We start from the raw sequence: 24,089 nt of genomic DNA, 5'->3' as shown, positions 1-24,089 counted from the left end.
ACGCCTTCCGATCCGATGCCATCCCGTTACAAAAGCCACTTGAGGACCCTGGTGGTTTCGCCAAGGCATTGGAAGGCGGCGATTTCATAGAGCGTTTGCCTTGGGGGCATTACGCTGGACTCGATATTCATCTCAAGCCCAGCTCAGTCGCGATTTACCAGAAGAGATCAAAAGGCAATGGGCCCAAACAGCTCGCTGGGCCAACCTGGTCCCACCGGGTCATGCCAACGGATTTCATTAAAACCCGGTGGCAGATATTACTGATGTTTGCAGGAGGCTTCGCAGATTCGCGGATGTTTAAGTTTTGGCTCTTCTGCGCCCTTGGGTCCGGTGTGTTGGTTGCACTTGTCCATGGTTGGTATAACTATGTGCCATTCCTCTATGTCGGTCTTGGGATCTGTGGTCTACATATCTTCTTCCGCTACCCCTTCACCTGGTTCCTCGAACGCCACCCCGACTTCATCGTCAAGGATCTGGGTTGCGGCTTCTTTCGCCCGACCGGGATGGTGAAGTTCCGAACCTGGCGGGAGGAAACCTTCGAGGCGCCGTTTATCGAGTTTGATCCCTACATCTCCTTTCATGTGAACCCCAAGGGCCCCACCAGCTGCAAGCTCCAGTTGCGCCACCGGTACACCGGCTGGCAGACGGCGGTGGCGTCTGTGCATTCGACTCTCAAGCATGAACTCCATGCCCACTGGGACGAGTTGCAGCGTTATATGGATGTGAGCCAGCCGCTGCCCGATATTCCGGCTCTGGAACCATATCGGCGTCTGGATCCCACCACCGCAGAGTATGATGCCGCTGGCAACCGTGGTCGCCCGGCAGAGTACTGGGCCACGCTGGATCTTGAGTGGTGGGAGAAGGAAGGCTATCCGGCTCATCTCAACGCTATCCGGGAATTCCCGTGGCACCAGTTGCGGGACCGGATGCAGGACAGCGTACCTAACCTGAACGCCGGAGCCCTGGTGTGAGATCTGTTGCAAGCTGTGCCTGCCGCTGAGCTTTGTGGCAGTCAACGCCCACCCGGAGCCTCGGGTACTGCCGCTGGCAAACGTCTGCCAACAGGTTGCCACGCAGTGATGTTGACCGACGTCAAGATGGCACGGGACATGGTTTCCTAGACTGATCATGAGAACGTTATTCCACCATGGCAGGAGCCAAACATGTCCCTCGAAAAACACGATCTGGTGAGTGAGTTACCCGAATCCCGCGAAGCGATCCACGTGCTCAAGACCGGTAGCACGCACTTCGCCAAGCTCTTTGACGAGTACCACGAGCTGGATCATGAGATTCATCGTATCGAGAGCGGTGCGGAGAACACCTCGGATGAATACCTAGAGGACAGAAAGAAGCAGCGTCTGCATCTGAAGGACGAGCTTTATTCAATGGTTCGGGAGTATGAGGCCTCTTTGGCCAGTTGAATCGAACGGCGCTGAATCGGTCCAAACATGGGGTCAGAAGAACGCTTTCATCTGACCCCGGAGGGGGGCTTGTCCCTTTCGCTGTTTCTAGGGTTCTACTACATACATGGCGAGGTTGTCCGCCACGCAGGCGGGCTTGTCCTCGCCGCGGATTTCGATGGTGGTGTGGTAGGTTGCGAGCACTCGCCTGTTGTCGATCCGTGTCAGGTCCTTCAATTCCATTTTGCTGCGGATTTCTGCGCCGGCTTTCACCGCCGACGGGAATCGGAGCTTGTCCAGGCCGGAGTTGATGGTCGCAGCAGTGCCGGTGACCTTCAGGATCTGGCTGTTGAGCATGGGAGGCAGTGAGGTAGCCGTGAGCCACCGGACTTTTCCAGGCCGACTCCCGCTTTGCCCGTTCGACATCCACGTGGATCCACTGGTGATCACCGGTGGCGTCGGCGAATGCGTTGATCATGTCCTGGCTGATGGCGGTCCAGGGGCTATGGCCGATGACCATGCCTTTGTAGCTCTCCAGATCGTTGATCGCGACTGAAACCATTGGGCTCTCCTGGCAATCGGTTGAGGGTCTGGCTTACACCCCGTGACCAGGATTCTTGCTGTCCAGCAGGCGCACCAGCGCCGGCCAGGTCAGGCGGGCCGCCATGCCCAGGGACTGGGACTGTTCGGCGGTGGTCCGGATGGCTGCCTCCGAGGGCAGGTAAACCGGGCCGCAGCTTTGCGCCTTGACCTGGATCTCGCAGGCCTTCATCAGGAAATACAGGTAAGTGAAGGTTTCGGCCACATCCTTGCCGGCAGTCAGCACGCAGTGGTTGCGCAGTAGCATCATCGATTTGTCACCCAGGTCCCGGATCAGGCGCTCCCGTTCATCCAGGTTCAGGGCGACGCCTTCGTAGTCGTGGTAACTCAGGTGTTCCAGACACAGCATCGCCGTCTGGCTCAAGGGCAGAAGTCCGTCCCGGTGTGCCGAGACGGCCACGCCATCGGCGGCGTGCAGATGCATGACGGCACCGGCGTCCTCACGTCCCATGTGGACGGCACTGTGAATGGTGAAGCCCGCCGGATTGACGCGGCTGATACTGCCGGACTCCACCACCTCTCCATTCTGATCGACCTTCACCAGTGACGATGCGGTAATCTCGTGGAACAGAAGTCCATAGGGATTGATCAGGAAATGGTGGTCGGGGCCAGGAACCCGCGCGGACAGATGGGTAAAGACCAGATCATCCCAGCCAAACAGGGCAACCAGCCGGTAGGCGGCCGCGAGTTCGGTTCTTACGTTCCATTCGGCTTTTTTCAGGTCTGTGGTGTCTTGGGGTGCGGTGTCTGTTGTCATGGTTGACACCTCTGCAAGAGGACAGCAGTGTAAAGGCCTCTGACTGGTGGAGAGGCCCCAGGCTCACTGATGAAGGGTTTTAGCTGGCCTGTAACAGGGTGGCGTAACGCTCCAGGTGGAAATCGTCATCGCCGAGCTGGTGGTTGATCATGATCAGGCGCTTGGCATAGTGGGCAAAGTTGTATTCCCAGGTCATGCCGATGCCGCCGTGGGACTGGATGCCCTGCTCGGAAATGAACTGACCACTGCGACCGATCACGTTTTTGGCGGCGGCCAGGATCCGGCGCCGCTCGGCGCTCTGGGGCTCGTCCGCCATGCTGGCGGCCAGTATTGCCATGGAGCGGGCCTGCTCCAGTTCGGACATCATGTCCACCATCCGGTGCTGCAGCACCTGGAACCGGCCGATGGGTACACCAAACTGCTTGCGCTGCTTCAGGTACTCGAGGGTCAGGTCGCAGGCCATTTCCATTACGCCCACGGCTTCACCACACAGGGCGGCAATGGCACGGCCGGCCTGATACTCGATAACCTCAGAAGCCTGGCCTTCCTCGCCCAGCAGTGCGTCTTCGCCAACCGTGACGTTGTTCAGGAACAGGTCGCACCCCCTGGCGCCGTCGATGGTCGGGTAAGTGCGTCGTTCGAGGCCTTGGGCATCCGCTGGGACCAGGAACAGGCTGATGCCGTCGGCATCCCGGCTGTTTCCCGATGTGCGGGCTGAGACTACCAGTACATCCGCGCAGTGCCCGCCAATGACCACAGCCTTGCGACCGTTCAGGACATAGCCGTCACCCGATTTTTCGGCACGGGTCTCCACATCGTTCAGGTCATAGAAGCCCTGGGGCTCTTGCAAACCCACGGCCGCCCGGGTTTCGCCGCTGGCGATGCCGCCCAGCCACTGCTCCTTCTGCTGGTCGTTGCCGGCCTGGCTGATCAGCCCGCCCCCCAGGACGACCGATTGCAGGTAGGGCTCGATGCACAGACCGCGCCCCAGTTCAGTCATCACGCTCTGCACTTCAACACCGCTGCCGCCGAAGCCGCCCAGCTCTTCGGGGAAGGGTACAGCGGTGAGGCCCAGCTCACCCAGCTGTTTCCAGAAGTCCGCGCTGAAGCCCAGCTCGGATTCGCTGTACTCCAGTCGTTTTTCAAAACTGTACTCACCGCGTACCAGGCGGGCCACGGTGTCCTGCAGCATCTGCTGCTCTTCGTTGAGTCGGAAATCCATGGTCGCCTCCTTAGAGCCCCAGAATCATTTTCGACACGATGTTCTTCTGGATCTCGTTGGATCCGCCGAAAATCGACAGCTTGCGGTTGTTGAAGTACTGGGCGGTCAGCGGAGCGGCGTTCTCGTCCGAGAGGAAGTCACCGTCGTAATCGAGGTCCAGTTCTTCTTCCACGAACGGGATGGCATAGGGTCCGATCGCCCGGCGGGCCAGATCATTGATGGCCTGGCGGATTTCGGTACCGCGCACCTTGAGCATGGAACTCTCTGCCCCGGGAACACCGCCGCCCTCGACCGAGGCAACGATGCGGAGGTTGCTGATAGCGGCTGCCATCAGATCGATTTCCACCTGGGCAATGCGTTGACTGAAGGTAGTATCTTCGATCAGCGGCTTGCCGTTTTTCAGGCGGCGCGCGGCCAGCTCCTTGAGGTGCTGCAGGGCTGCCTTGGACAGACCGATCCCGGCCAGGCCGGTACGCTCGTAGGTGAGCAGATACTTGGCGTAAGTCCAGCCTTTGTCCTCCTCGCCCACCAGGTTTTCCACCGGCACTTTCACGTCTTCGAAGAAAACCTCGTTCACTTCGTGCTCGCCGTCCAGGGTAATGATCGGTCGAACGGTGATGCCTGGCGTGTTCATGTCGATCAGCAGGAAGGAGATGCCCTCCTGTGCTTTTACCTCGGTGTTGGTGCGTACCAGGCAGAAAATCATGTTGGCGTGCTGGCCCAGGGTGGTCCAGGTCTTCTGGCCATTGACGATGTAATGGTCGCCCTCGCGTACGGCGCGGGTTTTCAGGGACGCCAGGTCAGAACCGGCGCCCGGCTCGGAGTAGCCCTGACACCACCAGTCTTCGCCACTCAGAATTCGCGGGAGGTATCGCTGTTTCTGTTCTTCGTTGCCGAACTTGATGATAACTGGCGCCACCATGTTGACGCCGAATGGAATGGAGCGAGGTACCCCGTATCGGCAGGATTCTTCATCCCAGATATGTTTCTGTACCGGGGTCCACTTCACGCCGCCGTATTCCTCCGGCCAGTGGGTGGCGTACCAGCCCTGTTCGCTCAGGATTTTCTGCCAGCGCTGGTGGTCCTCTTTGGACAGCCGGCGAAAACCCTTCACCTTGGCGGCGATATCCGCCGGCAACTTCTCATCCAGGAACGCGCGCACTTCGTCACGGAAGGCCACTTCCTCGGCCGTGTAGTTCATGTTCATGGGATAACCTCTCTTGCATTACAGCAAAAATATATACCGCATAGCAGAATCGCTAAATGATCTGCAGTTTGCCGGCTTGTGTCAATGGTTGGTGGAATGTGAAAACGCCCAGCGAAATACCTATTTCATAAAAATAAGTTTCGATTCGTGTTGCCATCGAGACGTTTGTCTATATTGTCCCGCTCGGAAGCCGGCCCTGCTATGCGGAATCCAAAGTAAATACCGGTTCGCGGTGCAGAACGTTATTTGAGTTCTGCTGGTAGAGGCCGGTACCGGATAGATCAAGAACAACGACATCAACTGATTCCGATACGAGGTCAAGAGGTGACAACACTTATCTGTTGCGGGATGGTGACGGCATCAAGATCGGGGACACTACAATCTCATTCGGTGGTTTTATCAAAGCGGATGCCATCTTCGGTTCCGGCGGAAATGGCTCCCTGAACAACTACTTGATCGGCCTGCCGCGGACCTTTGCCAAAGCCGCCGCCGGAGAGGATAGCGACTGGAAGTCCGAGTTCAGTGCACGGGAATCACGAATCAGTATCGGCACGAAGATGGGGGATGTGGTTGGCCACGATCTGACCACCTACATCGAGATGGACTTCAACCAGCACCTGAACGATGGTTTCAGTGAAACCGGTAACGAAATCGTCTCCAACAGCTATGCGCCCCGCATGAGACAGGCCTACCCGGACCTGACCGCCCGTTACCAGATCCGTGGTAACCATGGCTTTTATTCCATCGCCGGTGTCCTGCGCAATATTGAAGATGATGCAGCCGATGAAACCAGGCTGACTGGTGCCGTGTCCCTGAGCGCGCGCATTCCCACCATCGGCCGCGATGACCTGCGCCTGCAATACAGCTATGGCGCACTGGGCTGCTATATGGGGCTGCTGACCTAACCGGACGTGGACCTTGGTGCTCTGGCCACTGGCGAGGTTGAGCTACTTCGACAGCTCCACGTCCGTTCACGCGAATCTGCTGTGGTCGGCCCACAAGAGCCTCACCCTGGGTGTGGAATACGCCTACTGGGACTTCGGGCGGATAGCTTCCAGTAGCAGTGGGCAGTATGAGCAGGTCATGGCCTCGGCGAAGCTGAGCTTCTGACCGCAACAAACCCCCTCTGAGGTGGACGCTGCCTCAGGTGCTTTGCAATCTCTTGCCCCGGCTCAAACTCCCCCCGAGCCGGGGTTTTTAATTGTTGCCTGAAGTCTTCCAAAAGAAAAAACCGCGATTCAATTTGGTAATCGTTCGAAAAACTCGAGGTATTGGGTCCAGAAACCCGTATTGGAGACTGTTCCTGATCGCGTGAAACTACCTACGACTTTCGTCATACCGTAGGACGCCCAAAGTAACGCCAGATTCCTCGCACCAGGATTTTTGATATTTCTGGTGCTGGTTTTCTTCTCCGGACTTTCTCTTCCCGCAGATGGTGGTCTCAACTCCGGCGCTGATCATCGAAGTCATGAAGATGGAAACTGAGGTAGAGGCAACCATTTCCGGATCGGTGAAGGGCGTGTTTATCGCCAAGGGTGATCGGGTCGCACCCGGAGAGGTACTGGTGGATATCGAGCAGGCCCACTGAGTCCCGAAGGGCTCACAGCAGCACGGTGACCCCCAGAGTGGCCGTGCTGCGCTCGTAATCGTAGCGGGGAATGTTGCTGTCATTGTGCAATCCCCGCCAACCGGCCACCACCGAGATAGTGTCGTTGATACGGTAGTCGGCATTCACGCTCAGCGATAGCCGCTTGTCGACCCGGTTGATGATCCAGGTGCCCTCGGGAATTCGCAGGCGGTGGGCGGTGCGATAGAAGCTGTAGCGGTATCCGAGTACCCCGCCGATTTCGAGGTCGGGGAGCGGGTAATAACGGGTGCTGAGTTCCAGGGTTTGGCCGAGGGGCGACACGCTGAAGTACTCCCGTTCCGTGGCCAGATTGCGGCGGTCGTCGTAATCCAGGTAATACCGCAACCCGCCGCCCCAGTCCCCGAGCCGCGCCTGATAACGGGCATCCAGGCGATAGTGCCGGCCGTCGTAAGCATCGTACCGGGAAGACGCCGACACATGCTCCGCGCGGGCCGACACCGAGCATCGGGCGCGCTCCTCTGCGATGGCGCACGCAGGTGTGCTCACTCCGCCAGAGACTCTGGCTCTTTCTTCACGGGGCTTGTCGCCGTACCACAGTTTGTCGCCGCCTATGCCGGCATACAGTCGGTAGTCATCCAGTCGGTACTCCCAATTGGTATCCAGGCGCACCAGCTGCGAGTTGAACTCATCCTCGGAGTCGTATTCACGGGCATAGGCCTGGCCCCGCAGCCTGAAACCGTGCTTGCCCTGCCGGTAGAGATAGCCAGACACGGCCGCCACCAACTCCAGAAAACTGTCCTCGATCGTGCTGGCTGCCTCATCGGGAAACAGACCGATGTTGTCTTCGTAGCCGGCCGCCAGAGAGCTCAGGGCCTGCCAGGGCGGCAGCGGCGCGCTCTCGCCCAACTTTTCCAGCTGGGCTGCGGCGAGGCGCGTGAGATTATCCGCGTCATTGGTATCTACTACCTCACGGAATGCGGCTCTGGCGCCGGCCTTATCTTCCTGTGCGAGTGCAATAAGCCCCAGATTGTAAAAGGCCAGGCTGCGTTGGCGGGTCTCGGTCAGCTGTCGGAACATGCGCTCGGCGTTATGCAAGTCACCGGTTTTGTAGTAGATGACGCCGAGGTTGTAGGTGAGGGCGCGGGATTGCAGGCCCAGATCCGCCGCTGATTCGAGAAGCGCCTGCGCCCGATCCAGGTTGCCGGCCTTGAAGGCGGCAATGCCCGCCCGCAACTGATTGGCCGCTTCCACGCCGGAATCGGCTTTAAGAGCCGGAGACAGTATGGCCAACCAGGCGACAAGCAGCAGGTTTACGGGGCGAAACAGCAAGCAGAATACCCTTGAAGCTGGAATAAAAACCGGAGCATCAAGGACAAGCTTAACTCAAGGGCGGAAAGAAAATCAGGTATTAGTTGTCAGTGCCGCTATTGAGCAGATCCCCACCTTTGTCGAGTAAATCATCTCCAGTGCCCAGCAGGTCGTCTGTCGGCTCGAGCAGATCCAGGTCGGGATCAAGTAGATCCGTCCCCGGCAGCTCTGTCTCGAGCAGATCGGTCCCATCTTCGCCGGGGAACTCGACGTCAAGGGCGTCCCGGGTTTCCCTGGACTCGGAGGCAAGTGTTTCTTCCAGTTCCCTGACTTCATTACTGATTTCGGTCACATCCAGTTCATTGACTGAGTCAGGCAGTTCCATCTCCTGAACGAACGAGGAGTCCAGGGTGTCTTCATCCTCGACCATTCTCATGGTGACTTCGAAGTCTGTCTCGGCCGCAGCCAATGTTGATGCCAGGGTAAGCCCCACGGCAAACATCAGCCGTATCAACAATAGTGATGCTTTCATGACGATGGCTCCAGCGTCGTGCCAATGTCGGTCCGGAAGGTCTTGCGTTTGCGGCCATCATCAAGATGAGCCACCAGGGTGCCTTCGCCCGGGAAAAGGATGTTCATGGGCAGCGCCAGCAGATTGTCCCCTGGTTTGAGGTTGACCTTCCAGCTTACGCGATGACGTCCGGGAAAGGGCGCCAGCTCCATGTTCGGGGGCAGCTCCAGCGTCAGAGTGACGTTGTCCACTGCCTCCTTCGAGGTGAACGCCAGCCTGACGGTTTTCTGCTCTGGCGAGACCGCAACATCCTGCACTCCGGATGTCCCGGACTGCGCCAAAGGTTCAGACTCCTGCTGCGGTCCGGAAAACTTGCTGCCGATAAAGATGCCGACAACCAGAGCTGCTGCCACAGCACCACCCCACATGGGAAGGCTCCAGTGCCGCTTGATGGAAGCCTGTTCTCCCTGCTTTGCCGCTGCCAGCATTCGGGCTTCGAAGTCTTCTCCCGGTTCGGGTGAGCGCTCCCTGGCGATTTCTTCCATCATCAACCTGGCCGAGGACAGGGCCCTGGCACAGGCTCCGCAGCGCTCGGCATGGCGGCGCATCTCAAGTTCCACCGGCTCTGCCAGTTCCCCGGCGGCCATGGCATCAACGTCTCGCAGAAAATGTTTGCAGTTCATCGCATTTACCTCATTGGAGTCCACGGAGTTGGTCTCCAAAAGGTTCCAACTCTTCCTGCAATTTTGTGCGGAGCAGGGCGCGAGTCCGGTGAAGCCGGGATTTGATGGTGCCGATGGGCACGTCGAGTACCTCTGCGATGTCTTCCTGACGCCAGCCATCGGCGTCGTGTAGCAATAAAAGGGTGCGCTGATCCGGGTGAAGCTCTCCGAGCAGCCGCTTCAGGGTCCGGCTTCGGATATCGCCTTCCACGTTCGCCAGCGGATCTGGCTCGTTACTGACTCTACTCTCCAGAAACGGTGTTTGCTCGTCATGCAGATCCAGGACGCTGGCATTGATTTCGCGTCCCGCCGGCCTTTTACGGATTGTATCGATGAAATGGCGGTAAAGCACTCGGTGTAGCCAGGGGCGGAGATGATCGACAGACTCCAGCTCTTCCAGGCGCGGATACAGCTTGACGACGACGTCCTGGACCAGATCCTCGGCATCGTGTTTGCGACCAGTCAATTGGTAGGCAAAGGAGAACATCGTCTTGAGGTGAGGCTGAACCAGACGATCGAACCGCTTCGATTTTGATTGGCGAAATGGAAGTAAGGCCAAACCAGTACCCCTGAAAACATCCTGCACGTTACTCACGCTGCATGAGCTTTGTGGTTTTTATCGCACTTTTAATGGTACCAGCGCACCTGCTCGGTAGGTATGTCTGTTTGTAAAAAAATGAAGATAAATTTTTGCTATGCCAGTCAATGGCTTGCGGGATTTTGTGGCTGAAATGACAAAAAATCGAACCCGGTTTTGGAACCTTTGCAATTAGACCTCCGTCGAGGGCAACCAAAGGCGAAGGATCGTCGAACTACAAAAAACCAGAGGTAACGAAGTATGTTGATTCGCACCGTATGCCTTGCTGCGTTGTCTGTGACGACACTGGGATTGACCGGTTGTCTGGAAGGCAGCAGCCAGACCAGCAAGAACGCCAGTCCCGACTACAACATCACCAGCAGCCTGATAGAGCGAGGTGTTCACCCGTTGTTCGATCCGCTGGCAACCGAATTCCCCATTCCGAGCGACGCCCTTTTCTATCTGAGTGAAGTGGATGATGGCACCATGCTTGATGGCACGGATCCGGCGAACCCGGTAACAACCGGTATCGGCTTCCTCGATGGTAATTCGGTCCTGGCGCCCGTCGATATCAAGATCAGCGCCAGCCTCGACAGCCAACAGATTCTGGATGCACGGGACTTCGTCGAGGTGGATGGCGAAGTCGTTCCTAACACGGACCAGAACGTGTTTTTCTTCCCGGTTGAATACGCCAGTGACGATACGATTGAGGTGCTGGATGCCGAAGTTGCCGGGCTGACACCCGCGATCCGTTACCGCCAGGCGCTCCGGCTCCGGGAACAGGGCAATATTGCCGAGGCTGACGCCATCTTCAGAGATCTGCTCCGCGAAAAGTTACGGGTGGAACTGCTGGACATCGACGGGGGGGAGAATAACCTGGTGCGGGTCCTGCCACAGGAGCCGCTCGCAGAAAAGACCCAGTACGTGCTTGTGCTCACCAACGATATCGTCGATGCCGATGGCGAGCCTCTGGTTGGTTCACCCACCTACCAGAGTGTTGTCGATCCGGAGCGGACCCTGTCCAATGCAGCCTTCCAGCCGTTCCGCGACGCTATGCTGCCGGCCCGACAGCTGGCAGCGGACTATTTCGACTTCAAGCGTGAGGTGACTGCATCGGCGGGCTTTGCCCAGACCTTTGAAGACATCACCTATTCGACCACGATTACCACGACCGCGGTCGATGACGTCCTGCTCGCCAATGCGGCACCGATTACCTTTTATCGCTCTATTTTGTCGATCGCCCAGCGCCAGCGGTCCCTGAACAGGCTGATTGAGGGTTTCTATAACCTCAGCGACCAGGCCCTCGGTGGAGATGCCACGGCTGAGGAGGAAGCACTCAACAGCCAGATTTACCAGACACTGACCGACCCCGGTTTCCGTCTTTATGACGAAGAGCTGGCCACGCTCCTCACCGAGGCTCGGGATAACGGAATGGCTGTGCTCTATACAGACCTGGTGTCCAATGCTCTGGCCGATCGCCAGCTGGCCTACACCTTGCAGGCCGCAAGCGCGCAGGCGGCGGATCTGAGTATGGATGTGGAGCCGGAAGCCGAAGCCCTTGCCTCGGCGACCGAAACCCTGGTTGATACGCCCAAGCCCCGGGCTGTGCGGGTGTTCAGTCAGCGAGATGGGGCGGACGTGAACCCGGCGCTGGCTCAGGAAATCCAGGGAACGCCTCTGAATGTCCATGTCTACGAGGGTGAAATTTCGCTGCCCTATTTCCAGTCTGTACCGGAGGGGGATAACGGTTTGGTCCTGACCTCTGGAAGCTGGTTACCGGCAGACCTCTCGGGTGACGATAGTCTCGACGGCGCGCCCTCGGACCGGATCACCTACCGCTTCCCGTTCGCCGGCAAGACCTCGGATACAACCGTGCCACTTGTGATCACGGCACCGGACACCAACAATGGAACCTTCCTGACGCTCAGTGGTGGTATTCCCGCAACTGGCTATCCGGTCATCATCTACCAGCATGCTGTGACCACAGACCGCTCCGCCACTCTGCCCCTGGCAACGGCTGCGGGCCTGTTGTGCGCGGACCCCGGCAACACCTATGACTGTTTCGTGACCATCGGGATCGATCAGCCACTGCACGGGATCTTTGGTGAAGGTTTCGTTGGCCTCAACCCGATCAGCGAGCAAGCAGGTGCGTCCCCCGATGCCACCGAGCGGCACTTTGGATTTGCGGCCGATGCCGATCTGAATCCGGTGCCCGCCAGCCAGCTGGAGGCGCCGGAATCCGGCAGCCTGTTCCTGAATTTCGCCAACTATGCGAATACCCGGGACAACATGCGCCAGGGCACCCTGGATCTGCTCAACGTGAATGCGTCGTTGCAGGCTATCGAGGATGCCATCGCCGCCTGCGCCGAGTGTCCACAGGACCTCAACCTGGACCCGGATCGTGTCTATTTCCTCAGTCATTCCCTGAGTGGCATGGGCGGTGCTGCCTTCCCCCATGTCAATAATGCTGCCATCAAGGCGGGCAACGCTGATCTCAATCCGATCCTGGCCGCCAACCTGTTCAATACCGGCGGCAGCTTCGGGCGCCTGATCGAAAACTCCCGGTCGGTGGCTCCGCAAGTGCTGTCGGGACTCGATGCCGCCTCGGATGGTCTGCTCGCCCAGGGTCGCACAGAGCTCAATATCTATTTCAATGTGTACCAGGGTTTGCTCGATTCCGCAGATCCGGTGGCGTTCGCTCCGCTCTATAAGGAAGCGCCAATCCTGCTGACCGAGATTGCTGGCGTTCCCGATGACCCCGATCGCCCGACCGATAACACCGTACCCAATGCGGCCGACGATGTGTTGTACCCGCTCGGACCGTTGTCCACCACGATCCCGGAGACCGGCTTCGTGATTGAGGGTGAGAACATGCCGCTGGCGGGAACCGATCCCCTGGCTGCAGCCATGGGTGCCGAATCCACGCCCTTGCAGACCGACGGCCTGCCGCTGATCACGCGTTACCTGGAAGGCTCCCATGGCAACCCGATTTCCGCGGGCCAGAAAGCGGCCGATCCTTTCTCCTCACGGGCTGTCTTCGACGAAATGACTGCACAGATGCTTGAGCTGTTCACTGACGGAACGGTGTCCGTCAATAACCCCTGCGTCGTCAAGGACGCCGATACCAGCGGCACTGACTGTTCCGACAGCGGTGGCAACACTGACGCCGGTGATACCCCGAGCGGTGGTGATGGCGGCGGAGATGGTGGCGGTGACGACGGTCTCCTCGGAGGGGGCGGCCTGCTCTGATCCTAATCCGATTCTGATCCAGGGCGCCGATTACGGGCGGGTGCCCTGACGCAACCATAGAGTTCAACAAAAACATGGCGTTAGCCTCGCCGTACAGGGGAGGCTACGCCTGAAACTTGCGGAGTAACACGCAATGAAAACAACAAAACCGACCTCGCTTACACCCCTGCGGCTTGTGCTGGCTATCCAACTCGCTGGCTTCTCAATGACTGCGTCGGCCTTCGATTTCAGCATCTACGAAATTGACGCCTCGTTCAGCACTACCCTGACGGCAGGTATCGCCTACCGTCTAGAGGATCAGGACAAGGACCTGATCTCCCAGGGCAACCTGGGACAGGAATTCGCGTTCAGCAACACCGGTGCCTCATCCAACAACTTTGACGACGGCAACCTGAACTTTGAAAAGGGTGAACCGTACTCCCAGATCCTGCGGGGGCGTTCCGAGCTGTTCCTCGATTACGCGCCCGACAGCGATACCCTGACCCGGGTCGGCGCTCTGGTCCGTGGCACCTACTACTACGACTTTGAGCTGAAGGATAACCCGCGGGCCGTGGATCCGGTCGGCCAGCGTCGGGAGCTCAACGAGGAAGCGCTGGATAATGCGGCCGGCGCCGACTTGCTGGATGCCTATGTCTTCACCGACTGGTATTTCGGGGAGACCCCGGTCTCGGTTCGCTATGGCCGGCAAGTGGTGAACTGGGGTGAGAGTACCTTCATCCTCGGCGGCATTAACGCGGTCAACCCCATTGACGTGCCTGCTTTTCGCGCACCGGGCGCAGAGCTGAAGGACGTGCTTCTGCCGGTGGAAATGCTCTACAGCTCGGTCGGCATTACGCCGGAGGTCACACTGGAGGCGTTCGTACAGACCGAGTGGGAGCCGTTCCGCATCGACGATTGCGGTACTTTCTTCTCCACGGCAGATGTGGCGGCTGACGGATGCGGACCGGTATTGCTGGCTGGTCAGGTGCCTGACTCCCAGGCTTTCGAGGAGGGCTTTATCGCGCCGCGCCTCGGCGATAAGGAGCCAGGTGACACCGACCAGTATGGTATGGCGGCCCGGTGGTACGTGACCGATCTGGGGGCCGAGTTGGGCTTGTTCTACACGCGTTACAACAGCCGGTTGCCCTATATCAGCGGCGTGGTGAACAATCCTTCGGATGCCGACGACACCCAAATGCGGGACCCGGACCTGCCGGATGCCCGTTTCCCCAGTTACTTCATCGAGTACCCGCAGGATATCGAGCTTTACGGTGTCAGCGTCAACACCACGCTTCCCACCGGAACCTCGCTCGGGGCCGAGTACAGCTACCGCCCCAACATGCCGATCCAGTGGAACACCTTCGAGCTGATCTATGGTGGCCTGCAGCAGCGCGGTCCGGACGGCCAGGTGATCAGCAAGCTCGAGCAGCGTGAAATCGAGAAAGGCTACAACTACGCCGGCAAGGCGGTGGAGGGATACGACCGTTTCGGGGTTTCTCAGGCCCAGGCGACCTTTATCCACTTCATTGACCGCGTGATGGGCGCGGCCCGCTTCATCATTGTTGGCGAGGTTGGCGCTACCTATGTGCACGATCTGCCCGGCAAGTCCGAAGCCCGGTACGGCCGTTCCGGCATATATGGTGTTGGTCCGGTTCCACTGGATGGCGAGAGTTTCACCGGTGATTTCTGCAGCCAGGGCACGGATGACGTCCCAAGGCTGAACATCAACCCGACGAATTGTGGCGGGGATGGTTTTACCACCAGCTTCTCCTGGGGCTACCGGACGCTGTTTGTCTGGGATTACCCCAGCGCAATGGCTGGGGTCAATCTCCGTCCCAAGCTGTTCCTGACCCACGATGTCAAGGGCTATGCGCCGGATCCGGGGGGCAACTTCAAGGAGGGAAACAAGTCCGTCGGTCTGGGACTCGATGCGACCTACCAGAACTCCTACAAGGCATCCCTTAGTTACACCACCTACTTCGGCGGTGACTACAACGAGACCAATGACCGGGATTTCGTTGCTGCCTCTGTTTCCTATTCCTTCTGAATCAACACGTGAACCCAAAGGTGAGTACCATGACTACCACAAGAACCCTTATCTACGGAGCTGTAACCGCCGCGATAATGGCGTCTGCCAATGCGGGCGCCGCGGTATCGGCTGGAGAGGCCGCCAAACTCGGCGACACACTGACCCCGGTTGGCGCCGAAAAGGCGGGCAATGGCGACGAGATCCCGGCCTGGACCGGCGGGCTGACCGAAGCCCCGGCCGGCTACAAGGGCGACGGGCGCTACGTTGACCCGTTCTCCGGTGACCAGGAACTGTTCCGGATCGATCAAAGCAACGTGGATCAGTACAGCGATAACCTGACGCCGGGTCAGGTTGCCATGATCCGGAAGTACGACGACTATTTCATTCCGGTGTTCGAAACCCGGCGCACGGCGACCTACCCGGAGTTCATCCAGGAAAAGAGCAAGGAAAACGCGACCACCGTAGATCTGGTCGAAAGCGGCAATGGCCTGCAGAACTATCAGACAGCCATTCCATTCCCGATTCCCCGGAACGGCCTCGAGGCCATCTTCAACCACATTACCCGCTATCGGGGTGGTTCCTTCACCCGCAATGTGGCCCAGGTGACACCGCAGCCCAACGGTGATTTCAGCCCCGTGAAGTTCACCGAGTCTTTCACCGAGCGGGTAACACTGAAAGACTACGATCCCTCCGAAGATCCCAACGTGATGTTCTACTTCAAACAGACTATCACCGCACCTTCCCGGCTTGCCGGTAACGTCCTGTTGGTGCATGAGACCATCAACCAGGTCAAGGAGCCCCGTCGGGCCTGGCTGTACAATTCCGGTCAGCGCCGGGTGCGCCGGGCGCCGAACGTGGCGTATGACGGTCCGGGTACCGCGGCGGATGGTCAGCGTACCTCTGACAACCTGGACCTCTATAACGGCGCACCGGACAAGTACAACTGGGAGCTGGTAGGCAAGAAGGAACTCTATATTCCCTATAACTCCTACCGCATGGCCGGTGCCGATCTGGGCTACAAGGACATCATCAAGCCGGGACATGTGGATCAGAACCTGGCCCGCTACGAGCTCCACCGTGTCTGGCATGTTCGCGCCACCCTGAAGGATGGCGAGCGCCACATCTACCAGAAACGCGATTTCTACATCGATGAAGACACATGGCAGATCGCCGTGGTCGACCACTATGACGGCAAGGGCAACCTCTGGCGGGTGGCCGAGGCCCACGCCATGCAGATCTACGATGCAAAAATCCCGGCTTACGCTTTCGAAACCCTCTATGACCTGCTCTCGGGTCGCTATCTGGTGATGGGCCTGACCAATGAAGAGGAGAATCCGTACGAGTACGCCACCGAGCGCAGTTCCCGGGAATACACACCGGCAGCGCTTCGGCGTGCGGGTGTCCGCTGAACCTGACTCGTAAACCGTCAGACCTGGCTCCCCGGCTCAATGTCGGGGAGCCTTTTCGAGAGGATCTTCGGATGATTGATGTTCTGACCCAGATAGGATTGCTCGAGATCAACAACCGACTGGTATACCGGGAAGGTAAGTGGTTCGTCAGAACCCGTGAAATCCCCGAACGGGGCCCCTACGACACCCGCCTGGAGGCCGTGGAGGGCTTATACCGCCATGTCGCCATCTGCACCGGCAGACTCAGTCATTGCGACCATGACGAAGCGGCGGCGTTCATGCAGCACTCGGTTCAGAAATGCTGCCAGCCGGCCTGCGACCTGTGCGCGGACCTGCTGGCAGTGCTTCCGGTCGAGACCGCGATTCAGCTGAACGCCTGAATGCCGGTCTGGCCGCGGCCAAGAATCAGGGCGTGAACATCGTGGGTACCCTCGTAGGTGTTCACCGCCTCCAGGTTCATGACGTGGCGGATCACATGGTACTCGTCAGCAATGCCGTTGCCGCCGTGCATGTCCCGCGCTACCCGGGCAATGTCCAGGGCCTTGCCGCAATTATTGCGCTTGAGCAGTGACACCGCGTCCGGAGTGGCGATTCCGGCATCCATCATGCGACCGAGCTGAAGTACGGATTGCAGGCCGATGGTGATCTCTGTTTGCATATCCACCAGCTTCTTCTGGATCAGCTGGTTGGCGGCCAGAGGCTTGCCGAACTGCTTGCGCTCCAGGGTGTAGTTGCGGGCCGCGTGCCAGCAGAATTCCGCCGCACCCAGGGCGCCCCAGCCGATGCCGAAGCGGGCCTTGTTCAGACAGCTCAGAGGGCCTTTCAGGCCTTCCACTTCCAGACGGTTCTCCTCGGGTACGAACACCTCATCCATGAAAATGGAGCCGGTGTCGGAGGCTCGCAGGGAAAACTTGCCCTGGATCTTCGGGGTGTCCAGTCCCTTGGCACCTTCGCGTTCGATGACAAAGCCGTTCACCTTGCCGTCCAGCTTGGCCCAGACCACGCAGATGTCGGCAATGGGTGAGTTGGTGATCCAGGTCTTGGAACCATTCAACAGGTAACCACCGTCGACCTTTTTCGCGCGGGTTTCCATGCCGCCGGGATCGGAACCATGGTTGGGTTCGGTCAGGCCGAAGCAGCCCACGTATTCCCCGGAAGCCAGCTTGGGCAGGATCCGTTGTTTCAGCGCTTCCTTGCCGTAGGAAAAGATCGGGTACATGACCAGGGAGGACTGCACACTCAGGGCCGAGCGGTAGGCGGAATCCACGCGCTCTACTTCCCGGGCAATCAGGCCGTAACAAACGTGGTTCAGACCAGGGCCGCCATATTCCTCCGGCAGGGTGGCGCCGAGCATGCCCAGTTCGCCCATCTGGTTGAAGATGTTGCGGTCGAATTTCTCGTGCCGGTTGGCTTCGATGATGCCGGGCATCAGCTGCTGGTCACAGAAGCTGCGAATGCTGTCGCGGACCTGACGCTCGGTCTCGTCCAGTTGTGAGTCAAAATTCAGCAGGTCATTCCAGGATGCGGAAGCCATTCGTTTTCTCCTGCAGGCAATGAGCGGGAAGCCCGACCATGAGATTTCCCGGCAATGTGTGTTAATATAGTTTCGGTACGCGAAACTAAGTTTTGTAACTGAATGCAAAAGACTAATCCGGGTATTATGGAAATGCAAGTAGTGATCAAGCGTCGTCGCTCAGGGCGGCCATGAACGCGGTTCTGCAATGGCTCGTATCGCTGGCGGTGTTGACTGAACTGGTCGCCATCTGCCTTGGTAACCGGGAATTGAGCGCGTTTGCCGGGGGTATCTTTGTTGCTGCCTTCCTGATCGGCGCCGGGCGTCTGCAGGGCTATGCCCGCATGCTGCTGGTGCTCTCCCTTGCGGTACTGGGTGGCCTTGCCGCCTTTGGCGCTCTGGGAACCGGGCAGTTGGTAAAGGCCGCGTCGGATGCGGCGTTCTATTCGGCGTTCCTGGGCAGCCTGGGGATGATGCAGTGCCTGGTACGCCGGTTCGAGGTGTTACGCCGGATCCACGATGTGTTGCTGGGTGGCCGGCCTGGCTGGCTTTATCCGAAATATGCCCTGGTCAGCTGTGGCATCGCCTCGGTGTTGAGTTTCGGCATGATGAGCCTGCTCTGTGGCACTCTCTCGGAGACCCTGCGTGAGCGCGGTATTACCGGTGAATCGCGCCTGCAATGGTTGCGCAGTGTTCTGATCAGCGCCCTCAGGGGCTTTGCCCTGGTGCCACTGGTGGCGCCGACCAGTGTGGCGGTGGCCATCCTTACCCGGGAGTTGCCCCAGCTGAGCTGGTCGCTGTTGTTGCCATTCGGAGTGATTGCCGCGCTGCTGCTGGTGTCGGTCGGCTGGGTGCTGGAGCGGCACCGGTTCCGTCAGGTCAGCAGTGAACGGAAGGCGCTGGAGAGCTGGCCGGCGGGTACCGGGCGTTTACTGCTGCTCATTCTGGTGGTCTTTGCGGTGATGGCGGCTCTGGTGGCGAGCACCGGGCTCAAGGTGTCGGTGGCGGCCATGCTGACGGTGCCTTCCGTGACCCTGCTTTACATGTTCGGGCAGGAGTGGAGGTTGGTACCGGTTCTGCGGGAAAGTGCGGAGCAGGTGTGGACCATGAACAACGAAATGGCCATTTTTGCCGCCTCAGCCATTCTCGGGGTGGCCCTGTCAGCAGTGATTCCCGCCGATGCGCTCGCCGGCCTGCTCCAGAGCGGGGGCGGTGTTTTCCTGCTGGCGGTGGTGGGGATGCTGATGATGCCCATGTTTTCCATGATCGGAGTCATTCCGATCACGGTGTTGAGTGTTCAGGCAGGATTGCTGCCGGACTTGGTGGCCGGCGGGATGAATCCGCTGCCGGTTGCCGTGGCCCTGGTTATCGGCTTTTCCCTGGCCATGATGCTCTCGCCCTTCGGTCCTTCGGTGATGCTGCTTTCCCGGTTTGGACAGGTGTCGCGGTGGGTGGTGGCGTTTCGCTGGAACGGGCGGTTCGTGTTGATCGCCGTGCCCCTGCTGCTGGTACTGACGGCCCTGGTGGCCTGGCTGGCACCGACCGTGGCATGATCGGTGCCGGCCGTTCAGATCAGTAACCGCGGCTGGTATCGACGATCCCGGTAATGGCGCGGTCCTGGGCATGATCCCGGATCTTGCCGGTGATCTGTTCCAGGGTGGCATCCCGCAATGTTCGGGCGGAGATATGCGGGGTGATGGTGATTTCACTGCGTTGCCAGAACGGATGCCCTTCAGGAAGCGGCTCCTTACGGAACACGTCGAGGGAGGCCCGGACCAGTTTGCCCTCATCCAGGGCTCTTAGCAGGTCTTCCTCGACCAGGTGCTCGCCCCGACCAACATTGATCAGCACCGCGCCCGGCTGCAACTGGCTGAGCAGTTCATAGTCGATGAGATCCCGGGTTTCATCGGTCAGAGGCAGGGTGTTGACCAGAACCCGGGTGGATTTCAGGAATTCACCGAGCTGGTCCGGACCGGCATAGGTGCTGACACCTTCGAGGTTATGCTCCCCACGGGCCCAGCCATTCACCCGGTAATCCAGGTCTGCCAGGGTGCGGGCCACCCGCTTACCGATATGCCCGAGACCCATGACGCCCACCGGCCACTCGCTGCGCTTGATCGGACGATGAATCTTCCAGCTGCCCTGGCGTTGCTGTTCCCGGTAGGTTTCCATCCCGCGGCTGGATTCCAGCAATTGGTGCAGCACGTACTCGGCCATCTGCACCGACATGCCGGCGTCTTCCAGGCGTACCACTGTCAGGTCTTCGGGCAGATTGGGGACTTTCAGAAGCCCGTCTATACCGGCACCGAGGTTGAACACCGCCTTGAGCTGCTTCTCCCGCTCGAACAGTTTCGCCGGTGGCTGCCAGACGATGGCGTAGTCGGCGTCGATAGCCGGACCGTCGGGATCCCAGACGTGAACCTCCGCCTCCGGCAACAGTTCCTTGATGGGAACTGTCCAGCGTTCCGGCTTGGGGTCACCTGCTACAAATAGAACCTTCATTTGGCCTCCCGGGTCGTAACTGGATACTCAGACTGCTATTTTGTTTTGCAGTGCAGAATGAAGTATCGATTAAATATGGTAAAGGGGATATCTGGTATCGCCCTGCGAGCTTAGTTTTGAAACATAACTGGAGAGTGTTTCATACATGGCGCGGGTTATAAAAAGACTTTCTGGTACTTGATTTGCTCAGCGATTAAAATGGCGCATCTTTGATCATTCATCAGATTGATACCCCGGACACCGGAGCAGGCGACGCGGTTGGAGGACGCCCGATTATGGCAAGAACAAAACAGAGGTCACCGGAACTGAAAGTGGCATCCGGTGATGGCGAGCCCGTCAAGCCGGAAAAGGATCGCAAGTTTGTCGAGGCCCTGTCCCGTGGCCTGGATGTACTCCGCGCGTTCAGTCAGGGGTCGGTTATCCTTGGTAATCAGGATATTGCCCGCATCACCGGCCTGCCCAAGCCGACCGTGTCCCGGATGACCTACACCCTAACCAAACTCGGTTACCTGAGCTACAACACCCAACTGGAAAAGTACCAACTCAGCTCCGGGGTGCTGGCGCTGGGTTATGCCTACGTATCCAACCTCAAGGTGCGCCAGCTGGCCAAGCCGTACATGGATGAGTTTGCCCGCCAGACCAACATGTCCGTCGGCCTGACCTGCCGGGACCGCCTGCACATGATCTACGTGGAAAACCGGCTGCCGCCGGAGGCCTCCCTGCTGCGCATGGAGATCGGCCTGAAGCTGCCCATGGCGACCACCTCCGCCGGTCGCGCGTACTACTGCGCCATCAGCGACAAGGCCCGTGATTTGATCGATGAGGCCATGGCCGACAAGTACGGCGATGCCTGGCCGGAAAAGAAAGAAGGCCTGGAGCAGGCCATGAAAGACTACAATGAGCACGGCTTCTGCCTGTCCCTGGGCGAGTGGGACCGCAACATCAACTCCGCGGGCGTTCCGATCCACCTGCAGGACGGCACCATCATGGCCCTGACCTGCGCCGCGCCGTCTTACCTCGTATCCGGTGAAAAGCTCCGTGGCTCCATCGCCCACCAGTTGGCGATGCTGGCGGGTGATATTGAATCACTGGGCGTTTGATGACTGACTGCGAGGGCGCGAAGGGAGGCAGCGAGTAGGTCCTTCCGAAACCTTGCGGAGCCAGGGATGGCGGAGCAGAGCGTACATGGTCGTATTCACAGCGTGTTTCGGAAGGACCTACTCGCTGCCTCCCGACGAACTCCGAATCAAAAAACCGCAGAGGAAATTCTGCGGTTTTTTTGTGTCTGTAGTTTAATGGACGGTTGAAACCAACCAGAAACTTGTATTAAATCGTACACATGTTTCGCTAGTTAAAATGGCATTTCAATTAAGTCGAGGAGAGAGTATGTCTGAGGTCGTTAGCTATAACCGGGAAGGCAGTGTCGGCGTTATTACCGTGAATTATCCGCCGGTCAATGCCCTCGGCCATGCTGTTCGCTCTGGTCTGCTTGCAGCCCTGGAGCAAGGCCGGAAGGACACAGACGCCAAGGTACTCTTGCTGGTGTGCGAAGGACGCACTTTTATTGCCGGCGCCGATATCCGGGAATTCGGTAAGCCAATGCAGGATCCGTCCCTGCCGACGGTGGTCAATACCTATGAGAACAGTGACAAGCCCCTGATAGCCGCGATTCATGGCACCGCGCTGGGTGGCGGCCTGGAAACCGCGCTGAGCTGTCATTACCGGGTCGCCCTGAGCAGCGCCAAAGTGGGCCTGCCGGAAGTGAAACTCGGCCTGTTGCCGGGTGCGGGTGGCACCCAGCGCCTGCCGCGCCTGACCGGGGCCCAGAAAGCACTGGAAATGATCACCACCGGCGAATTTGTCGGTGCCAAAGACGCCCTGGCCCTGGGTATTGTCGATGCAGTGGAAGATGGCGACGACATCCGTGCCGTGGGTCTCGGCTTTGCCCGGAAGATCGCGGATGAAGGCAAGCCGGTACGCCGGGTGCGTGACATCACCGACAAGATCGAGGCCGAGAAGGGTAGTGATGTCTTCGACCAGTTCCGTGAAGGCCTGAAGAGGCGGGCCCGCGGTCTGTTTTCCCCGTTCAAGTGTGTTGATGCCGTGGAAGCTGCCTTCAACCTGCCCTTCGAGGAAGGCATGAAGCGCGAGCGGGAGCTGTTCATGGAGTGCATGGAATCGCCCCAGCGCGCGGGCTTGATTCACTCATTTTTCGGTGAGCGCGAGGTTTCCAAGGTCAAGGGTCTGGCCAAAGATACGCCGGTTCGTGATGTGAAGCGTGTGGGCATCATCGGTGCGGGCACCATGGGTGGCGGTATCGCCATGAACTTCGCCAACGTGGGCATTCCTGGCACCATCGTTGAGGTGAAGCAGGAAGCGCTGGACAAGGGCCTGGCCATCATCCGCCGCAACTACGAGAATTCCGCGAAGAAAGGCAAGCTGACCCAGGAGCAGGTGGAGCAGCGCATGGCGCTGATCACCCCGAGCCTGACTTACGACGATTTCCGGGACGTTGACCTGGTGATCGAGGCCGTGTTCGAGAACATGGCCATCAAGAAGGAGATCTTTGCCAAGCTGGATGAGGTCTGCAAGCCCGGCGCCATCCTGGCTTCCAACACCTCCACCCTGGACATCGACGAGATCGCTTCTGCCACCAAGCGTCCGGAAGACGTGGTGGGCATGCACTTCTTCAGCCCTGCCAACGTCATGAAGTTGCTGGAGAACGTGCGTGGCAGCAAGACCTCCGATGAGGTGAAGGCCACAGTGATGGCGGTTGCCAAGAAGATCAAGAAAGTGGGCGTCATGGTCGGCAACTGCTACGGCTTTGTTGGTAACCGGATGCTGCACAAGCGCGGCACCGAGGCCATGTCCCTGGTGGACGAAGGCGCCACTCCGCAGCAGGTGGACAAGGTACTGACTGACCTCGGTTTCCCCATGGGCCAGTTCGCCATGTCCGACCTGGCCGGTATCGACGTGGGTTACCGCATCCGTGAAGAGCGCCGCAAGGCCGGTGAGGATATCCCGGCCAGCTGGATGGACAAGCTGGCGGAGCAGGGCCGTCTTGGCCAGAAGACCCAGGCGGGCATCTATAAATATGAAGAAGGCAGCCGCAAGCCGATTCCTGATCCCGAGGTGGAAAAACTGATCGAGGAGTTCCGTAAGGAGCAGGGTATTACCCCGCGCGAGATCAGCGACCAGGAAATTCTCGAGCGCTGCATGTACGTGATGATCAACGAAGGTGCCAAGATCCTGGAAGAGGGCATCGCCGACCGTCCTATCGACATCGACATCGTCTGGATCTACGGCTACGGCTTCCCGGCCTACCGCGGCGGCCCCATGTTCTGGGCCGATCAGGAAGGTCTCTACAACATCCTGACAGCTGTCAAAAAGTACCAGGACACCGTCGGTGGTGAGCAGTGGCAGCCGGCGGCATTGCTGGAGAAGCTGGTCAGCGAAGGCAAGAAATTTGGCGATCTTTGATTTGAGTGCGGAGTCGGCTTGAAGACGGGGTCAGAA

At 58.9% G+C, this 24,089-nt stretch carries 21 protein-coding genes and 2 pseudogenes; 12 read left to right on the top strand and 11 right to left on the bottom strand.

The window, feature by feature from the left end; genetic code table 11:
* Nucleotides 1–293 precede the first annotated feature (293 nt).
* Both R6W86_RS15375 and R6W86_RS15370 read left to right on the top strand, forming a co-directional pair.
* Nucleotides 294–971: a hypothetical protein gene (locus R6W86_RS15375; protein ID WP_410330234.1), complete on the top strand. Its 678-nt coding sequence runs from the start codon at nucleotides 294–296 to the stop codon at nucleotides 969–971.
* Between the two features lie 192 nt (nucleotides 972–1,163).
* Nucleotides 1,164–1,421, top strand: a complete 258-nt coding sequence (locus R6W86_RS15370; RefSeq protein WP_410330233.1) for a YdcH family protein — start codon at nucleotides 1,164–1,166, stop codon at nucleotides 1,419–1,421.
* A gap of 87 nt (nucleotides 1,422–1,508) precedes the next feature.
* On the opposite strand, the gene R6W86_RS15365 is transcribed toward R6W86_RS15370, so the two are convergent.
* From R6W86_RS15365 to R6W86_RS15345, 5 genes and pseudogenes are all read right to left on the bottom strand, one after another.
* Complete coding sequence (locus R6W86_RS15365; protein ID WP_410330232.1) at nucleotides 1,509–1,757, bottom strand: acyl dehydratase; 249 nt, start codon at nucleotides 1,755–1,757, stop codon at nucleotides 1,509–1,511.
* 55 nt (nucleotides 1,758–1,812) lie between these two features.
* Nucleotides 1,813–1,878, bottom strand: a pseudogene (locus R6W86_RS15360) (MaoC family dehydratase); the annotation flags it as partial.
* A 117-nt stretch (nucleotides 1,879–1,995) separates the two neighbouring features.
* Nucleotides 1,996–2,757, bottom strand: a complete 762-nt coding sequence (locus R6W86_RS15355; protein ID WP_410330231.1) for a class II aldolase/adducin family protein — start codon at nucleotides 2,755–2,757, stop codon at nucleotides 1,996–1,998.
* A gap of 79 nt (nucleotides 2,758–2,836) precedes the next feature.
* Nucleotides 2,837–3,979: an acyl-CoA dehydrogenase family protein gene (locus R6W86_RS15350; protein ID WP_410330230.1), complete on the bottom strand. Its 1,143-nt coding sequence runs from the start codon at nucleotides 3,977–3,979 to the stop codon at nucleotides 2,837–2,839.
* A gap of 10 nt (nucleotides 3,980–3,989) precedes the next feature.
* Nucleotides 3,990–5,186 (bottom strand): acyl-CoA dehydrogenase family protein, encoded by a 1,197-nt coding sequence (locus R6W86_RS15345; protein WP_410330229.1) that lies wholly within the window; start codon nucleotides 5,184–5,186, stop codon nucleotides 3,990–3,992.
* Nucleotides 5,187–5,527: 341 nt separating this feature from the next.
* Between R6W86_RS15345 and R6W86_RS15340 the strand changes: the two genes are divergently transcribed.
* From R6W86_RS15340 to R6W86_RS15330, 3 genes and pseudogenes are all read left to right on the top strand, one after another.
* Entirely contained in the window at nucleotides 5,528–6,091 is a 564-nt protein-coding gene (locus tag R6W86_RS15340; protein ID WP_410330228.1) for a hypothetical protein, read from the top strand.
* 13 nt (nucleotides 6,092–6,104) lie between these two features.
* Entirely contained in the window at nucleotides 6,105–6,296 is a 192-nt protein-coding gene (locus R6W86_RS15335) for a hypothetical protein (protein ID WP_410330227.1), read from the top strand.
* Between the two features lie 343 nt (nucleotides 6,297–6,639).
* A pseudogene (locus R6W86_RS15330) lies at nucleotides 6,640–6,774 on the top strand (biotin/lipoyl-containing protein); the annotation flags it as partial.
* 12 nt (nucleotides 6,775–6,786) lie between these two features.
* Here the strand turns inward: R6W86_RS15330 and R6W86_RS15325 are convergent.
* From R6W86_RS15325 to R6W86_RS15310, 4 genes are all read right to left on the bottom strand, one after another.
* Nucleotides 6,787–8,103, bottom strand: a complete 1,317-nt coding sequence (locus R6W86_RS15325) for a tetratricopeptide repeat protein (RefSeq protein WP_410330226.1) — start codon at nucleotides 8,101–8,103, stop codon at nucleotides 6,787–6,789.
* 79 nt (nucleotides 8,104–8,182) lie between these two features.
* Complete coding sequence (locus R6W86_RS15320) at nucleotides 8,183–8,614, bottom strand: hypothetical protein (RefSeq protein WP_410330225.1); 432 nt, start codon at nucleotides 8,612–8,614, stop codon at nucleotides 8,183–8,185.
* Nucleotides 8,611–9,276, bottom strand: a complete 666-nt coding sequence (locus tag R6W86_RS15315) for an anti-sigma factor family protein (RefSeq protein WP_410330224.1) — start codon at nucleotides 9,274–9,276, stop codon at nucleotides 8,611–8,613. The genes R6W86_RS15320 and R6W86_RS15315 overlap by 4 nt, the downstream gene beginning before the upstream one ends.
* A 10-nt stretch (nucleotides 9,277–9,286) precedes the next feature.
* Nucleotides 9,287–9,874, bottom strand: a complete 588-nt coding sequence (locus R6W86_RS15310; RefSeq protein WP_410330223.1) for an RNA polymerase sigma factor — start codon at nucleotides 9,872–9,874, stop codon at nucleotides 9,287–9,289.
* Between the two features lie 279 nt (nucleotides 9,875–10,153).
* On the opposite strand from R6W86_RS15310, the gene R6W86_RS15305 reads away from it, so the two are divergent.
* The 4 genes from R6W86_RS15305 (at nucleotide 10,154) to R6W86_RS15290 (ending at nucleotide 16,938) form a co-directional block, all read left to right on the top strand.
* Nucleotides 10,154–13,141 carry a hypothetical protein gene (locus tag R6W86_RS15305; RefSeq protein ID WP_410330222.1) on the top strand — a complete coding sequence of 996 codons (2,988 nt, stop codon included), beginning with the start codon at nucleotides 10,154–10,156 and terminating at the stop codon, nucleotides 13,139–13,141.
* Between the two features lie 133 nt (nucleotides 13,142–13,274).
* Nucleotides 13,275–15,167: a DUF1302 domain-containing protein gene (locus R6W86_RS15300; protein WP_410330221.1), complete on the top strand. Its 1,893-nt coding sequence runs from the start codon at nucleotides 13,275–13,277 to the stop codon at nucleotides 15,165–15,167.
* A gap of 29 nt (nucleotides 15,168–15,196) precedes the next feature.
* Nucleotides 15,197–16,558: a DUF1329 domain-containing protein gene (locus R6W86_RS15295; RefSeq protein WP_410330220.1), complete on the top strand. Its 1,362-nt coding sequence runs from the start codon at nucleotides 15,197–15,199 to the stop codon at nucleotides 16,556–16,558.
* A 71-nt stretch (nucleotides 16,559–16,629) separates the two neighbouring features.
* Nucleotides 16,630–16,938 (top strand): DUF6316 family protein, encoded by a 309-nt coding sequence (locus tag R6W86_RS15290; RefSeq protein WP_410330219.1) that lies wholly within the window; start codon nucleotides 16,630–16,632, stop codon nucleotides 16,936–16,938.
* Here R6W86_RS15290 and R6W86_RS15285 read toward each other — a convergent pair.
* The gene (locus R6W86_RS15285) at nucleotides 16,923–18,092 is read right to left on the bottom strand and encodes an acyl-CoA dehydrogenase (protein ID WP_410330218.1); all 1,170 of its coding nucleotides are present in this window, start codon (nucleotides 18,090–18,092) and stop codon (nucleotides 16,923–16,925) included. The genes R6W86_RS15290 and R6W86_RS15285 overlap by 16 nt on opposite strands.
* A 170-nt stretch (nucleotides 18,093–18,262) precedes the next feature.
* Here R6W86_RS15285 and R6W86_RS15280 point away from each other — a divergent pair, with 170 nt between their 5' ends.
* A complete protein-coding gene (locus tag R6W86_RS15280; protein WP_410330217.1) occupies nucleotides 18,263–19,624 on the top strand; it encodes a hypothetical protein in 1,362 nt (453 codons plus the stop codon).
* Between the two features lie 19 nt (nucleotides 19,625–19,643).
* Here the strand turns inward: R6W86_RS15280 and R6W86_RS15275 are convergent, their stop codons facing one another.
* On the bottom strand, nucleotides 19,644–20,573 hold the full coding sequence (locus R6W86_RS15275; RefSeq protein ID WP_410330216.1) for a 2-hydroxyacid dehydrogenase: 930 nt from the start codon (nucleotides 20,571–20,573) through the stop codon (nucleotides 19,644–19,646).
* Nucleotides 20,574–20,848: 275 nt separating this feature from the next.
* Between R6W86_RS15275 and R6W86_RS15270 the strand changes: the two genes are divergently transcribed.
* Both R6W86_RS15270 and R6W86_RS15265 read left to right on the top strand, forming a co-directional pair.
* Complete coding sequence (locus R6W86_RS15270) at nucleotides 20,849–21,673, top strand: IclR family transcriptional regulator (RefSeq protein WP_410330215.1); 825 nt, start codon at nucleotides 20,849–20,851, stop codon at nucleotides 21,671–21,673.
* Nucleotides 21,674–21,959: 286 nt separating this feature from the next.
* The gene (locus tag R6W86_RS15265; protein WP_410330214.1) at nucleotides 21,960–24,053 is read left to right on the top strand and encodes a 3-hydroxyacyl-CoA dehydrogenase NAD-binding domain-containing protein; all 2,094 of its coding nucleotides are present in this window, start codon (nucleotides 21,960–21,962) and stop codon (nucleotides 24,051–24,053) included.
* Nucleotides 24,054–24,089 lie beyond the last annotated feature (36 nt).

Origin of the sequence: Marinobacter sp. (genome assembly GCF_046484525.1) — a bacterium.
In the GTDB taxonomy this organism is placed as follows: domain Bacteria; phylum Pseudomonadota; class Gammaproteobacteria; order Pseudomonadales; family Oleiphilaceae; genus Marinobacter.
Note: the sequence above shows the minus strand (reverse complement) of the source record. Positions and strands in the feature narration are given on the sequence as shown.

What these genes read in the sequence shown, in the direction of transcription:
- R6W86_RS15375 (WP_410330234.1), top strand. Translation starts at nt 294, where the DNA reads ATGTTTAAGTTTTGGCTCTTCTGCGCCCTTGGGTCCGGTGTGTTGGTT.
- R6W86_RS15370 (WP_410330233.1), top strand. Translation starts at nt 1,164, where the DNA reads ATGTCCCTCGAAAAACACGATCTGGTGAGTGAGTTACCCGAATCCCGC.
- R6W86_RS15365 (WP_410330232.1), bottom strand. Translation starts at nt 1,757, where the DNA reads ATGCTCAACAGCCAGATCCTGAAGGTCACCGGCACTGCTGCGACCATC.
- R6W86_RS15355 (WP_410330231.1), bottom strand. Translation starts at nt 2,757, where the DNA reads ATGACAACAGACACCGCACCCCAAGACACCACAGACCTGAAAAAAGCC.
- R6W86_RS15350 (WP_410330230.1), bottom strand. Translation starts at nt 3,979, where the DNA reads ATGGATTTCCGACTCAACGAAGAGCAGCAGATGCTGCAGGACACCGTG.
- R6W86_RS15345 (WP_410330229.1), bottom strand. Translation starts at nt 5,186, where the DNA reads ATGAACATGAACTACACGGCCGAGGAAGTGGCCTTCCGTGACGAAGTG.
- R6W86_RS15320 (WP_410330225.1), bottom strand. Translation starts at nt 8,614, where the DNA reads ATGAAAGCATCACTATTGTTGATACGGCTGATGTTTGCCGTGGGGCTT.
- R6W86_RS15315 (WP_410330224.1), bottom strand. Translation starts at nt 9,276, where the DNA reads ATGAACTGCAAACATTTTCTGCGAGACGTTGATGCCATGGCCGCCGGG.
- R6W86_RS15305 (WP_410330222.1), top strand. Translation starts at nt 10,154, where the DNA reads ATGTTGATTCGCACCGTATGCCTTGCTGCGTTGTCTGTGACGACACTG.
- R6W86_RS15300 (WP_410330221.1), top strand. Translation starts at nt 13,275, where the DNA reads ATGAAAACAACAAAACCGACCTCGCTTACACCCCTGCGGCTTGTGCTG.
- R6W86_RS15295 (WP_410330220.1), top strand. Translation starts at nt 15,197, where the DNA reads ATGACTACCACAAGAACCCTTATCTACGGAGCTGTAACCGCCGCGATA.
- R6W86_RS15290 (WP_410330219.1), top strand. Translation starts at nt 16,630, where the DNA reads ATGATTGATGTTCTGACCCAGATAGGATTGCTCGAGATCAACAACCGA.
- R6W86_RS15285 (WP_410330218.1), bottom strand. Translation starts at nt 18,092, where the DNA reads ATGGCTTCCGCATCCTGGAATGACCTGCTGAATTTTGACTCACAACTG.
- R6W86_RS15280 (WP_410330217.1), top strand. Translation starts at nt 18,263, where the DNA reads ATGAACGCGGTTCTGCAATGGCTCGTATCGCTGGCGGTGTTGACTGAA.
- R6W86_RS15275 (WP_410330216.1), bottom strand. Translation starts at nt 20,573, where the DNA reads ATGAAGGTTCTATTTGTAGCAGGTGACCCCAAGCCGGAACGCTGGACA.
- R6W86_RS15270 (WP_410330215.1), top strand. Translation starts at nt 20,849, where the DNA reads ATGGCAAGAACAAAACAGAGGTCACCGGAACTGAAAGTGGCATCCGGT.
- R6W86_RS15265 (WP_410330214.1), top strand. Translation starts at nt 21,960, where the DNA reads ATGTCTGAGGTCGTTAGCTATAACCGGGAAGGCAGTGTCGGCGTTATT.